The following is a 12822-nucleotide window of genomic DNA, read 5'->3' as shown; positions in this document are numbered from 1 at the left end:
AGGGCAGCTTTGGCCCGGCGCGTCCAGTGGACGAAACAGCCGGGCCGAAGCTGGCGCAGCGCTCCGGTTTTTGCAAGCGCCCTCCGCGGCGCGCCGCAAAAATCGGCTAAGCGCAAGAGAGCCGCCCCTCCCTGCTCCGGGTTGCGGTGCCCTGCTTTTGCTTCGAGCGTCGCTGCGCTCTCGCAAAAGACAGACCGCGGCCCCTGCTCCGCCTCGGCTGTTTCTGCCGCAGGCAGCGCCTCGGCTGCGCAGCCCTCTGGGCCTAGCGCAGCGGACAAAAAGGGAAAAGAAACAGAGTGTTAAAGGGCAGAGCGGCAAAGTTTTTGCTTATTTACGATCTAAACCCACCCTCCGCCCATTTAATGTGTCCCCCTGTCGCTGCGCGACATCCCCCTCCGGGGGAACGAGACCTCAAGACCGTTTGCTCCTCTGGACGCTGCCGCAGTTCGCACCCGCAAAAGTTTCCACCGCAGAAAATTCCCTCCAAAAGGACACCCTGTCCCTCCCGGGCCGGGTGCGTTACACTGGATGCAAAAGCATTTCACCCCGCCGCATCACGCATCACGCCAAAGGAGGCCGTCATGGATACACCCGAGAAAAAGACCAGCGTTTTGTTTTATACCGATTGGGCCAAGCCCCTGCGCAGCCTCCCCATGGAGGATGTGGGGCAGCTGTTCTGCGCCATTCTGGAGTATACCGAGACGGGCGCCGTCCCCCAGCTGGACAGCCCGGTGGCGGCCATGGCATGGGAGTTCATCCGCCAGCGCCTGGACGCCAGCATCGAAAAATGGGACGCCACCCGTGAAAAGCGGCGTCAGGCGGGTTCCCGCGGCGGCCGCCAGCGGGCGGCCCATCTTGAGGCAGAAAACCAGGTCGAACCCCCCGCAGACGGCCCGGATTCTGACGGGCAAACCCAAGCAAATCAAGCAAATGCTACTTTTGCTAAGCAAACGGTAGCAAATCAAGCTGTAACTGTACCTGTTCCTGTCCCTGTACCTGTACCTGAGACTGAGAATGTTCCTGTCCCTGTCCCTGAGACTGTACATGAGACTGTCCCTGTCTCTGAGACGATTCCTGCGGGGGCGTGCGCCCCGGAGGAGGAGAAGGAGACGACCCAGCTGGAACAGGTTTGGACTCAGTGCGGATACGACGGGGCCGCCCAGGCCGCCCGGATGCTGGCCCGGTATCGGGAGAAGGGTCTGGAGGAGGGCCTCATCCTGGAGGCCATCCGGCAGGCGGCATCCCATGGGGCCCGCAGTCCCCTGGCCTATATCGGGCGGATTCTGGACCAGGCCGCGGCGTCGGGACAGCTGACCCTGGCCGCCTGGCAAGCCGCCCATCGGGGCGGCGGAGGGGGAGGAAAGCGGGTGGACCGGCCCAGTCCCAGCGGCAACGACTTTCTTGCGGACGCCGCCGCCCGGCCCCGGCGGCACAAGCGGAAGGGGTGACGCTCCTTTCCCTGCCCCAGGCACAAAAAAAGACGGCAAACACCATGGTTTGCCGCCGAAACTGGAGCAGGATACGGGACTCGAACCCGCCGCCTACTGCTTGGGAAGCAGTCGCTCTACCGGATGAGCTAACCCTGCACGAGGTTACCCTGTTATTTTAGCAGGGGGGCGTGGATTTGTCAACGGGTTTGGGGAAAGTTTTTTGGCCCGGCGGGCGGCGGGTCTTGCAATTCGGCCCCGATGCCTTATAATAAAAGGCATCAGGGAAAGGAGGCGGGGCCGTCATGCTGGATTTGCCGCGGCTGCTGTATTTCAAGAACAAGAACGTATATTCGGCCAACCAGGCCGAAATGCGCTATCGGGCCACCCCCGGCAAGCGCAAGACCGACGACGGGGAGCAGGCCATCCTGACGGTGGAGATCTGGCCGGGGCCCTGGACCATCGAGTATACCGACCCGGCTCTGCGGCAGAGCGAAACCTTTGCCCTGGACGAGGAGGGCCTGACGGCGGCCCGGGGATGGATACGCAGCGTCTACGACGCCGACCCCGACCGCTGGCAGACGGCGCCGTCGATTCTGGATTGTGAGCCCTGGACGCCGCCGGCCCAGGAGCAGGAGGAGGAACAGGGATGATCTACCGCCTCAAGCCCCAGCAGGGGGATACGGTGGCGGTGCCGCAGCTGGTGTTTGCCCGGCTGGGCGCCGCCGAAGAAGCCAGCGTCCGGGTGGCGCTGTACGTACTGGCCACAGGGGTCACCGACCCGGACAAGCTGTGTGTGGATTTGAAGCTCCGGAGCCGGATGACGGCCGAGAGCGCCCTGGCCTACTGGGCGGGGGCGGGATTGCTGGAGCGGTACGACGAAAACGCCGCCCCGGCGGGCGGCGAGCCGACCCCCACTCCCCTGCGCTGGAACGAGATTGCGGCGGCCAGCCGCACCGATCCCATGATTGCCAGCCTCATCGACTGCGCCCAGCGGACCTTTGCCCGGGCGCTGACCCACAGCGAGATGGAAAAGCTGGTGAACCTGTATTTGCAGGAAGGCCACGAGCCCGAGACGGTGATGCTGTGTCTGGCGTACCTGGCGGGCCGGGGCAAGCGGACCATGGGAGCCCTGAGTCACGAGCTGAACGTGTGGCGGGCCGAAGGGGTCCAGACCGGCGAGGAGGCGGACGCACACCTGAAACTGCTGGCCCTGCGCCAGCAGCGGGAGGCGTATGTGGCCAGCCTCTTGCAGGTGGAGCCGGACGCCCTCACCCTGGGCGGGCGGAAAGCCATTGCCCGGTGGTACGAGGTGTACGGCTACGACGACGCCATGGTGCAGGAGGCGGCGGTCCAGGCGGGACCGCGGCGGGATCTGTGGTATTGGAACAGCATCCTGAAAACATGGGACGCCAAGGGCCTGCGGACGGTGCGGGACGTGCGGGGTCCGGCCCCCGTGGCGGGGGCCAGCCGGAACCTGCGGGTGGACCGGGAGACCCCCAGCGGCAACGACTTTTTGCAGGACGCCCTGGAGCGGCCCCGGCGGCATAAGCGGAAAGAATAACTTCCCCACAGCCAAGAGAAAAGGAGGCGCAGACAGTGCGCACACGAAACGAGCTATACCAGGCGGCCATGCGGACGGTGTCGGCGCGGCGGCAGAAGGCCCGGGCCCGGGCGGAGGATGCCCGGGCGGAGGCGCGGGCGGCGATTCCGGCCCTGAAGGCGGCGGAAGACCAAGTGACGGCCTGCGGGGTGCGGTGCGCCCTGGCGGGGGCACGGGGGGCCGACCGGACGTCGGCGGCCTCGGCCCTGGCGGCGGCACGGCAGAAGCGGGACGCCCTGCTGGCGGCCAGCGGCCGTTCGCCCCTGGCCCTGGAGCCCAAATATACCTGTTCCCTGTGCCAGGACACGGGGGTGGCGGACGGCAAGACCTGTGTCTGTGTGCGGCGGGAAATGCAGCGGCTGCGCCGGGAGGAAATCGAGGCCATGTCCAGCCTGTCGGTGACCAGTTTCGACACCATGAAGCTGGACTACTATCCCAACACCCCCGACCCGAAAACGGGGCGCAGCGTCCGCCAGTACATGGCGGAGTTGCTGGCGGATCTGCGGGATTACGCGGAGGAGTTCGACCTGGACAGCGAAAACCTGATGCTCACCGGCAACGCCGGCCTGGGCAAGACCCATGCGGCCCTGGCGGTGGCGGGGGCGGCCCTGGACAAGGGGTACGATGTGATTTACATTTCCAGCCCGGACTTTTTCAGCCGGGTGGAGACGCTGCATTTCGGGTCCGACCCGGCGGGCGAAAAGGATGCCCTTCTGGACACGGTGGGCGGGGCGGATCTGCTGATTCTGGACGATCTGGGCACCGAGTTCAATTCCAGTTTTGTCATCAGCACCCTGTACAGTCTGCTGAACGACCGGCTGGGACGGCGCCGGCCCACCATCCTGACCTCCAACATTGTGGACGGCACCCTGCTGGAAAAGCTCTACACCGAAAAGGTCGCCAGCCGCATCTCGGCCTTTGTACCCTACCGTTTCCTGGGCGACGACATCCGGTTAAAAAAGGCCCTGGAACCTTAACTTACTTTTTCGGAGAAAAAGTAAGCAAAAAGCTTTTCACCTGGTACCGCTGACTGCTGTAATCTTCACAAGGCCCAGCCGGCGGTCAGGTTTCAGCCGCTTTAGAAGGCTCCCGGGCTGCGCCCCGGTGAGTCCAAAGTTTTATGTAGCCTGTTTTTCATCCCCGGCACGCGCTGAAAACCTATAAAAATAACAGCCCTCGTCCTTTATTGGGCGGGGGGTGTTTTTGGTTTAGAGCCCCATGGGGGCGAGCCCGCAGGGCTGGGGGTTCCGCTATTGGGCGGTTGGGTGGGTTTAGATGATAAAAAGGTATCACCTTGCAATTTCAAAGTGTGCGCCCCACAGCACCAAAAGATTCACCGAACCGCCAGCCCGCTGAGGCGGGCATGTGGTCTCAATCGGAGCGGCGGGCAAAAGCCGTTAAGAAAAAACCGGGCCGTCTTTTGTAAGCGCTCGAAGTTTTAACGGGCCAAGGCCGTCGTGTTTTTTTAGGCTTTTGCCCGGAGCGACCACTCTGTCTGGGTCCAGGGTACAGACCCTGGTCGTTAGGGAGGGTAGGGAGTCCAGAGGGGGTAGGGAGGGGGAGTCGAAACCCCCTCCCTCCCCCTCTGGGCCTAGCGCAGCGGACAAAAATGTAAAAGAAAGAAGTCGTCAGCGGCAGAGCGGCAAAGCCTTTTCTTATTTATGATCTAATCCAAAAACACCCCCGCTCAAAATCAAGGGCGAGGACTTGAATTTCTGAGGGGAATATGATAAAATAACATATGCTCACGGCCAGGCTGTGGGCAACCAGGTCGGACAGCGCCTTGCTGCGCGGTTCGGCATACGGATGCGGGCCCTGTACGACTGGGCCGCTGTGAACCAGGTCAGGTGGGGAACCAAGCAGCCTTAAGCGGCGTGCACGGTGCGTTTCAGCCAGCCTGCATTCGTATGCCGAGCTTCGCAAGGCGGGGGAACCTCCCCCGCAGCGCTGTCCGCTTTTTTTATTATCCGTACCGTTCGGGAGGTGTGGGAATGTATCGTGCGCTGTACCGCAAATGGCGGCCCCAGCGGTTCGAGGACGTGGTGGGCCAGCGCGCCATCGTGGCCGCGCTGAAAAATCAGGTAGCTTCCGGCCGTGTGGGCCACGCGTACCTGTTCACCGGCGTCCGCGGCACCGGCAAAACCACCTGTGCCAAGATCTTCGCCAAAGCCGTCAACTGCCTCAACCCCCAGGGCGGCGACCCCTGCTGCCAGTGTGCGGTCTGCCGCGGCATCGACGGCGGCAGCCTCCTGGACGTGGTGGAAATGGACGCCGCTTCCAACAACGGCGTGGACGATATCCGGGACCTGCGGGACGAGACCGCCTACACCCCCAGCAGCTGTACTTATAAGGTATACATCATCGACGAGGTGCACATGCTGTCCACGGCGGCGTTCAACGCCCTGCTGAAAACCCTGGAAGAACCCCCTGCCCACGTCATCTTTATTCTGGCCACCACCGAGATCCAGAAGGTGCCCGCCACCATCCGGTCCCGGTGCCAGCGGTATGACTTCACCCGCATCAGCCCCGAGGACATTGCGGGCCGGGTGGCCCAGGTGGCCGCCGCCGAACGGCTGTCCCTCACCGACAAGGCCGCCGCCCTCATCGCCCGTCTGGCCGACGGCGCATTGCGGGATGCCCTGTCCATCCTGGACACCTGCGCCGGCGTCACCGCCGACATCGACGAAAACGTGGTCCGCCGGATGGCGGGCGTCACCGACCGGAGCTATCTGTTCCGGATCTCGCAGGCGGTGTCCGCCCGGGACGCCGCCGGCGCCCTGGCCGAGCTGGCCGCCCTGCGCCAGCAGTCGGTGGACGTCAAGCGCCTCACCGAGGAACTCATCGCCCACTACCGCAGCCTGATGCTGGCCGCCCTGCCGGGAGGCCAGGAACTGCTGAGCGGCGTCTCCCCCGACGAGGAAGCCCTCTATCTGGAACAGGGCCCCGCTTTGGGCCGGCGGGAGGCGGTGCGGGCCATTCGGGCGCTGGGCGTGGCGCTGGAACACATGGCCCGGGGCAGCGACCAGCGCATCGAGCTGGAACTTGCCCTGTTCAGCCTCACCGAACCCGCCCAGACCCAGCAGGCCGCCGCGGTTCCGGCTGCGGCTGCCGCCCAGACGGCGCGTCAGGCCGTTCCGGCGGCCTCCCAGCCCGTCCGGCAGGAAACCACCGTCCGGCCCTTTGCGTCGGCGCCGGTGTCCCCTGCCCCCGCCGCATCCACAGCCGCCCCCGCGGCACAGTCCACGCAGGATTTGCCGCCTTGGGAAGAGCCCGCCGCACCGGCTACGGCCCCCGCGGCACAGTCCCCGCAGGATCTGCCCCCTTGGGAAGAGCCCGCCGCACCGGCTACGGCCCCCGCGGCACAGTCCCCGCAGGATTTGCCCCCCTGGGAGGAACCCGCCGCACCGGCGGCCCCCGCGGCACAATCCGCACGGGATCTGCCCCCCTGGGAGGAACCCGCCGCACCGGCGGCCCCCGCGGCACAATCCGCACAGGACCTGCCCCCCTGGGAAGAACCTGCCGCACCGGCTACGGCTCCCGCGGCGCAGTCTGCACAGGATCTGCCGCCCTGGGAGGAGGAAGCCCCGCCCGAAGAACCGGCGCCCCCGGCCCCCTGGCCTGAGACGCCTCCCGAGGAACCGGCCCCTCAGCCGGTGTATGCCGCCGATCCCCAGCTGGACAAGCCCCGCCGTGCGGCCGCAGACGGGGTCAACCCCTATCCCCAGTGGGCCGAGGTGGTGAACCGCATCCAGCAGACCGACCCCATGCTGTACGGCTACCTGAAGAAGTCCAGGGCCTATTTCGACGGGGTGCGGGTGCTGATCGACGGCGGCAAGACCTTCCGGGATTTCATCCGGGTGAACAAGGGCAGCCAGCGGCTGATTAAGAAACTGATTGCCGAAGTATCGGGCATTGCGGTGCCCATCGGGCCCTACGAGCCCGAGAAAACCGCAGCCCGTCAAAAGACCACCGCCGAGGACTCCCTGCACAAGCTGGAAGCTCTGGGCCTGGAGGTAACCATCGAGGACAACGCCCGCAAGCGGCGGTCCTGACATCACAACCACAACGGAGGAATTTTGCCATGAAAGCAAGAATGCCCGGCGGCTATGGCCGTCCCGATATGAACAGCCTGATGCGTCAGGCCCAGAAGATGCAGAGCGACATGCAGGCCAAGCAGGCCGAGCTGGAGCAGACCGAATACACCGCCAGCGCCCCCGGCGAGATGGTGACGGTGACCATGAACGGCAAGCATCAGGTGGTGAATGTGACCATCAAGCCGGAGGCCGTGGACCCCGACGACATCGAGATGCTGCAGGATCTGGTGGCCGCCGCCGTGAATGCGGTGGTGGAGACGGTGGATCAGGCTGCCGCCGCCGAGATGGGCAAGCTGACCGGCGGTCTGAACATCCCCGGCCTGGGCCTGTAAGGGAGGGCCGGCATGAGCAACACCGCCGCGCCGCTGGAAGTGCTGATTGACGAGCTGAAGCGGCTGCCGGGCCTGGGGGACAAGAGCGCCACCCGCCTGGCGTACCAGCTGATGAACCTGTCGTCGGAACAGACCGACCGCCTGGTGCAGGCCATCCGCGGGGTGCACACTAAGCTGAACCGGTGCCGCCAGTGCCAGAACTATACCGAAGGGAACCTGTGCCCCATTTGTTCCGACCCCAAGCGGGATCATTCGGTGATCTGCGTGGTGGAGACGGCCCGGGACGTCCAGGCCATCGAGCGGACCCGGGAATACCGGGGCCTGTACCATGTGCTGTACGGCCTCATCAGCCCGGTGAAGGGCATCGGACCCGAAAATTTGACCATCCGGGAACTGGTGAACCGGATGTCGGACACCACCGTCAAGGAGGTCATCATGGGCCTGCCCCCCAGCGTGGAGGGCGACGCCACTTCCATCTATCTGGCCCGCACCCTCAAGCCTCTGGGCGTGCGCACCACCCGTCTGGCGTCGGGCGTGCCGGTGGGCTCCAAGCTGGAGCAGGCCGACCGCCAGACCATTTTCCGCGCCCTGGAGGGCCGCCACGAGCTGTAAGCTTGTGTCATTGACTGTATTTTCCTGCCCGCCGCGGGGCATCCTGTTTTGGGGTGTTCCTGCCGGCGGGCGGGTTTTTTGTTTAAGCGGAACCCCCAGCCCTGCGGGCTCGCCCCCATGGGGCTCGAAGTATTTAACTTCCCCTTCTCCTGCGGGTTGCTTCTACTTCGTCCACTGGACGCGCCGGGCCAAAGCTGCCTCGGACTCACCGGGGCGCAGCCCGGGAGGCTGATCAAGAGGGTGTCCATGCTTGACGCATCAAGTCAGGTTTTGAACCCGTTTGCATCGTACCGCGCCACAGGCGCAAACGTAACGAGCGAGCTTTAGCGTAACGGCCCTGTGGAAGTTTCGGAGACCCGCAAACTTCATGGTACACATTGAAAAGCTTTTTGGTTCCTTTTTCTCGAAAAAGGAACTTGCACTTTTGCGTAATTGTGGTACAATAATTTACACGCCCCAGCCGGGGGCGGTTTCCCATTTCATCGAGAAAGGAGGCGCGCTGGATGCCCGCCAAGGAAAAACCGGCCACCAAAACCATCGCCACCAACCGGGAAGCGCGCCACGAATACTTTGTGATGGAAGCGCTGGAAACCGGCATCGAGCTGAAAGGCACCGAGGTCAAGAGCCTGCGTGCCGGCGGCGTCAACCTGAAAGACAGCTGGGTGGACATTGACGGCGGCGAATTGATCGTCAAGGGCATGCACATCACGCCCTACGACCACGGCAACATTTTCAACGCCGATCCCCGCCGTGAACGGCGGCTCCTGGCCCACAAGAGCGAGATTCGCCGTCTGGGCCAGCAGTGCAAACTGCAGGGCTACACCCTGATTCCCCTGTCGCTGTACTTCAAGCACGGCCGGGTCAAGCTGGAACTGGGCCTGTGCAAGGGCAAAAAACTCTACGACAAGCGGGCCGATGCCGCCCAGCGGGACGCCAAGCGTTCCATCGACCGGGCCCTCAAGTCCAACGGCCGCCTGTACTGAGTCCGCCGGGCCCTCCGGGCCCATGGCCGGAAACCAGCCGGTTTCCGATTCTTCGCATCACTTTTACCGGGCAGAAATGCCCCTCCGCATTCACCTTCCCCGCGCTTTCGGGCGCGTATCATGGGGGCGTAAAGGTTTCGACGGGGGGAGCGAGGCCTGGGCAGCGGGTAGCAGCGGGGGACCTGCTCTAAAATCCTCCAAAACAATAACTGACAACAACAAGTATCAGTTGCTCGCAGCCTGAGTGCTGCGCGTTCCGCCCACTCTTGTGTCGTGTGGGGCCGGGGCGTCCTTTAGACACAGCACGTGAACGGACCTAAGCTTTGCGGACCGTCATGAACTCATGAAGCTACTGAAGCGTTAGCCTGGCGACCGGCGTGACGCGGAGGGAATGTCGTTGATCGCCTGCACCCGGAGATACTCACGCTGAACTCCTTTCGGACATGGGTTCGACTCCCATCGCCTCCACCACCAAAAGGAACGTGTTTACGCGAAATGCAGTCTGTCACGCGCAGCCTGTAACACATTTTATAACACAGTTCCGAAATGAAGAAAGCCCTCGCGCTGCTGATAAGGCAGCGCGAGGGCTTTCTTCTTTATTCGCAAGTTTGTGTTTAGGATATTGACACTACCAATTATCCGCATTGATCCTTGTGATAAGCTTTATAGAACACTGGTTACATCATCATCACGAAGTGCATACTTTATATACAAATCATCTTTTACGTATGCCAGTTGGCTTTTCAAGCGATCATTTTCTGCTTTTTGTTCTTTAAATTGATCTTCAAACTTTTGTCTTTCTTTTTTCAATTCAGCAAGTTCATTTTCCAATCTAATATAATGAAACTTTAAAAAATAAAGCCTTGTAAAAAAACAACCCACCAATACTCCCGCAACGAAAATGCCCGGCTTTCCACATTCATTTATAAGTTTTTGTATAAATTCTGTAAATGAAATATTGGTAATATCAATCGACATTTTGTATACCTTGCGCTTCTATTCCAAAAAAAGATTCAGCTATTGATTCACTAATCAAGATTATAGATTCTTTGCTTAAATCCCAATATGTAAAGGCATACATCAATTCCTCAACCAATCGAGAAGATAACCCCTTCTCCTTTGCTCCATTTATTTGCGAATATTTCTTAAATGCACTTAATAAATAAAATGCAGCGAAACCCTCATTAATTCGGCTGAACTTATATAAACGTTCCGGATCTGGAGTTTTAATCATAAAAGGCCTTAGCTTGAGAATCCAATATGCCATTAAGGCCGCTTGCTTAATTTCATTTATACGCGTTTGTTCATGAAAAATCATAAAATATCCTTCGCGTTTATCTACACGCAAAAGAATGCGGGGAAGTAGTATATTTTGAATACAAATTTCCTCTGGCAACAATCCATGAACTTGTGCATATTTTTCAAATTGAGCTATTAAATCATTTGTTTTCTTTTTAAGTACATCTTCTTCTGGCGGCACATAACTTATTTTGTCGTTTTCATCAACTACAGGCATACTAATCCCCTTATTAAATTAAAGACTTCACAATATCTAAATTTTCCTCAATCAAGCGCGTACTTCCCTCATCGATAAATTTCGCAAATGATTCTCCAGCTTCTCGTACACGATGATTTCGATTAATATCATCATTAAATCCATTGGAAATTTCATACATAAGATGAAACATCTCATCACTAATAAAAAGATCATTCCAATTCATGTTAATTATCACCTTTACTCAAATCTATCTTTACATTGCATATTGGATGTTGTAAATGACTATATGGCGCATTTTTTATATAATATCACACTTTTCAAAAAAATGGAATACTTTTTCACATAGGTCTTAAAATTAAATTTTGTATTGTTTTTAAGCAAAGTTTAACGAATCAACTATTTTAATTCAATTTGCGTTATCTCTTTATTTTTTATATTTTCAGCATCAATTACGTTTTATTCAAAACATTTTAAGAGGTTTGTCTTTTACGCATTTTCCTGGCCCGGCGGGGGCTTTTTCCTCGCTGCAAAACAAAAATCCCCGCCTCGATCAAATTCGTGACACCACGAAAATGATTCGAGACGGGGAAAATCATCAGTCGGCGGAAGGCTGCGCCGCCGGGCGCGGGATGGTTACTTGTCGGCGCTGCGGTAGGTCTTCAGATCGGCGTCGGCCTTGATGGCCGCCGGGGTAAAGCTGTTGTTCTTCCACCAGGCGGCGAGGGACGCGGCCACGGTGAGGCCCGAGGTCACTAGCTGTTCCAGCTGGCTGTCCTCAATGGGCAGCACCGGCTTGCCGGCGGCCGACAGCAGCTGATTGGTCAGGGCCAGGGCCAGACAGGCGGTGCGGGCGATGGTACCGACGGAAATGTTCATGGTGTGCTCCTTTCTTTTAGGTGCGGTGTTCCAGTTTTTCTTCCAGGTCGCTGATCCGATGGTCGGCGACCTTCATTTTTTCTTCCAGCACCGGTACACGCTGGGCGAAGTTGTTGTGCTCCCGGACCTCCCGGGTCAGCTCCTCCAGTTTGGTGTCGGTGACAGCCTGGCTCTTGCTGTTGGCGATCAGGACGCCGATCAGAGTCACTGCACCGGACACGGCAGCCGCGATGATGCTTTCCACCGGCATCACCCCCGCAGCTGTGTCAGGCCCGCCCGGGCGATGATGGCCGGATAGTCCTTATAGGCGTGGGAAATGTCCACATTGCCAGCAATGCCGTCCAGCCGGCCGGTACTGGTGTACTGCCACATCCCGTGCTTGCGGGTGGGGCGGTTGGCCCGGTAATCCGCAATCCACAGATCGTAGGCCGACAGGCGGTCCATGTTCAGCTCGGTGTTGGCGTAGTAGGTGTAAGTGTACACCATGGCGTACAGGCCCCAGCTTTCGATGGCGTCGGCCGCGGCGATCACCAGGTCGGTGAGGGCGTCGGCGGAAAGGGGCTTCAGCTTGTTGTCCTCCACGTCCACCGCCACCGGCAGTTCCAAACTCTTGCCGGTCAGGGCCTCATGGAGCTTGCCCAGCTCGGCCTGGACGGTGGCGGCGTCCTGGGCGTAGGTGTAGTAGTACACCCCCACCGGGATGCCCAGCCGCTTGCAGGCGGCATAGTTGCGCTCAAACTGGGGATCAATGTAGATACCGCCGAAGCTCTTGTTGGTACTCACCGTTTTCAGCATGGCGCCGCCGATCTTCCCCGCCAGCTTGTCCCAGTCGATCGTCCCCTGGTAGCGGCTCACGTCGATGATGTCTTTCATGGTCATTCCCCTTTCCCCCAACGGATCAGTGTATAATGCGGTTTTTCCTCGCCAAACCAGCGCCACCGCAGCCAGTCATCCAGGACGGCAGCCGCCATGGCCACCAAAACCCAGAACAAACTGAACGGCAGGCAGATCTGGCCCAGCAGGTTGCAGGGCAGGTCCGAATAATCCCAGACGCCCCAGCCCAGCCACAGGTTCACCACGCAGCCGGTGACGAATTCCAGCGGCGTGACAATGCAGGCCGAGCCGATCACCCCCTGGAGCACCAGGGGCATCTCCCAGGGGATTACCTCGTTCAAGAGGCCGATCAGGACAAAGCAGACCCCGCCCAGGAGGGCCATGGTCCAGTGGCTGCGGCCCCGCCACAGCAGTTCCAGCACCACATACAGACAGCCCCCGCACACTGAACCGCCCCATATTGTGCGGACAGTACAAAAAAGAGGCCTGCAAGGGGTAGAAGTAAACGAATCAAAGACTGGCCTGGCGAAGCGAGAGCGGAGCCAGGCCAGTCTTTGTCTGGA

The 12822-nt window shown here is 60.1% G+C and carries 15 protein-coding genes, 1 tRNA gene and 2 other RNA genes; 10 read left to right on the top strand and 8 right to left on the bottom strand.

Annotated elements, in window-relative coordinates; genetic code table 11:
* Positions 1–581 precede the first annotated feature (581 nt).
* The gene (locus B5G28_RS12900) at positions 582–1448 is read left to right on the top strand and encodes a DUF6291 domain-containing protein (protein ID WP_087249445.1); all 867 of its coding nucleotides are present in this window, start codon (positions 582–584) and stop codon (positions 1446–1448) included.
* 62 nt (positions 1449–1510) lie between these two features.
* On the opposite strand, the gene B5G28_RS12895 is transcribed toward B5G28_RS12900, so the two are convergent.
* Positions 1511–1586 (bottom strand) — tRNA-Gly (locus B5G28_RS12895).
* Between the two features lie 146 nt (positions 1587–1732).
* On the opposite strand from B5G28_RS12895, the gene B5G28_RS12890 reads away from it, so the two are divergent.
* The 9 genes from B5G28_RS12890 to ssrA all read left to right on the top strand — a co-directional run bounded on the left by B5G28_RS12890 (position 1733) and on the right by ssrA (position 9522).
* Positions 1733–2080, top strand: a complete 348-nt coding sequence (locus B5G28_RS12890; RefSeq protein WP_087249443.1) for a hypothetical protein — start codon at positions 1733–1735, stop codon at positions 2078–2080.
* Positions 2077–2991 (top strand): DnaD domain protein, encoded by a 915-nt coding sequence (locus B5G28_RS12885; RefSeq protein WP_087249441.1) that lies wholly within the window; start codon positions 2077–2079, stop codon positions 2989–2991. The genes B5G28_RS12890 and B5G28_RS12885 overlap by 4 nt, the downstream gene beginning before the upstream one ends.
* Before the next feature lie 35 nt (positions 2992–3026).
* The gene (locus tag B5G28_RS12880) at positions 3027–4007 is read left to right on the top strand and encodes an ATP-binding protein (RefSeq protein ID WP_087249439.1); all 981 of its coding nucleotides are present in this window, start codon (positions 3027–3029) and stop codon (positions 4005–4007) included.
* Between the two features lie 829 nt (positions 4008–4836).
* Positions 4837–4936: signal recognition particle sRNA small type (ffs, locus tag B5G28_RS12875), an RNA gene on the top strand.
* A gap of 85 nt (positions 4937–5021) precedes the next feature.
* Positions 5022–7082, top strand: coding sequence for a DNA polymerase III subunit gamma/tau (gene dnaX / locus B5G28_RS12870; RefSeq protein WP_087249437.1), 2061 nt, complete (start codon positions 5022–5024; stop codon positions 7080–7082).
* 29 nt (positions 7083–7111) lie between these two features.
* Complete coding sequence (locus B5G28_RS12865; protein ID WP_087249435.1) at positions 7112–7456, top strand: YbaB/EbfC family nucleoid-associated protein; 345 nt, start codon at positions 7112–7114, stop codon at positions 7454–7456.
* A 12-nt stretch (positions 7457–7468) separates the two neighbouring features.
* A complete protein-coding gene (recR, locus tag B5G28_RS12860) occupies positions 7469–8068 on the top strand; it encodes a recombination mediator RecR (protein ID WP_087249433.1) in 600 nt (199 codons plus the stop codon).
* 503 nt (positions 8069–8571) lie between these two features.
* Positions 8572–9051, top strand: a complete 480-nt coding sequence (smpB, locus tag B5G28_RS12855) for an SsrA-binding protein SmpB (RefSeq protein ID WP_087249431.1) — start codon at positions 8572–8574, stop codon at positions 9049–9051.
* Positions 9052–9173: 122 nt separating this feature from the next.
* Positions 9174–9522, top strand: a transfer-messenger RNA (tmRNA) gene (gene ssrA, locus B5G28_RS12850).
* A gap of 192 nt (positions 9523–9714) precedes the next feature.
* On the opposite strand, the gene B5G28_RS14575 is transcribed toward ssrA, so the two are convergent.
* The 7 genes from B5G28_RS14575 to B5G28_RS12825 all read right to left on the bottom strand — a co-directional run bounded on the left by B5G28_RS14575 (position 9715) and on the right by B5G28_RS12825 (position 12705).
* Positions 9715–10029: a hypothetical protein gene (locus B5G28_RS14575; protein ID WP_144265552.1), complete on the bottom strand. Its 315-nt coding sequence runs from the start codon at positions 10027–10029 to the stop codon at positions 9715–9717.
* Positions 10019–10567 (bottom strand): hypothetical protein, encoded by a 549-nt coding sequence (locus tag B5G28_RS14570; RefSeq protein WP_144265551.1) that lies wholly within the window; start codon positions 10565–10567, stop codon positions 10019–10021. Before B5G28_RS14570 ends, B5G28_RS14575 begins: the two co-directional genes overlap by 11 nt.
* Positions 10568–10580: 13 nt before the next feature.
* On the bottom strand, positions 10581–10772 hold the full coding sequence (locus B5G28_RS14565) for a hypothetical protein (protein ID WP_144265550.1): 192 nt from the start codon (positions 10770–10772) through the stop codon (positions 10581–10583).
* Positions 10773–11182: 410 nt separating this feature from the next.
* On the bottom strand, positions 11183–11425 hold the full coding sequence (locus B5G28_RS12840) for a phage holin (RefSeq protein WP_087249427.1): 243 nt from the start codon (positions 11423–11425) through the stop codon (positions 11183–11185).
* Positions 11426–11441: 16 nt separating this feature from the next.
* On the bottom strand, positions 11442–11675 hold the full coding sequence (locus B5G28_RS12835; RefSeq protein WP_087249425.1) for a hypothetical protein: 234 nt from the start codon (positions 11673–11675) through the stop codon (positions 11442–11444).
* The gene (locus tag B5G28_RS12830; RefSeq protein WP_087249423.1) at positions 11675–12304 is read right to left on the bottom strand and encodes a GH25 family lysozyme; all 630 of its coding nucleotides are present in this window, start codon (positions 12302–12304) and stop codon (positions 11675–11677) included. The genes B5G28_RS12835 and B5G28_RS12830 overlap by 1 nt, the downstream gene beginning before the upstream one ends.
* A complete protein-coding gene (locus B5G28_RS12825) occupies positions 12301–12705 on the bottom strand; it encodes a hypothetical protein (protein WP_343215559.1) in 405 nt (134 codons plus the stop codon). The genes B5G28_RS12830 and B5G28_RS12825 overlap by 4 nt, the downstream gene beginning before the upstream one ends.
* Positions 12706–12822: the final 117 nt, after the last annotated feature.

The sequence above is a fragment of the Faecalibacterium sp. An77 genome, assembly GCF_002161315.1.
Taxonomy (GTDB): domain Bacteria; phylum Bacillota; class Clostridia; order Oscillospirales; family Ruminococcaceae; genus Faecalibacterium.
The sequence above is the reverse complement of the archived record's forward strand: the minus strand, read 5'-3'. Positions and strand labels throughout refer to the sequence as shown.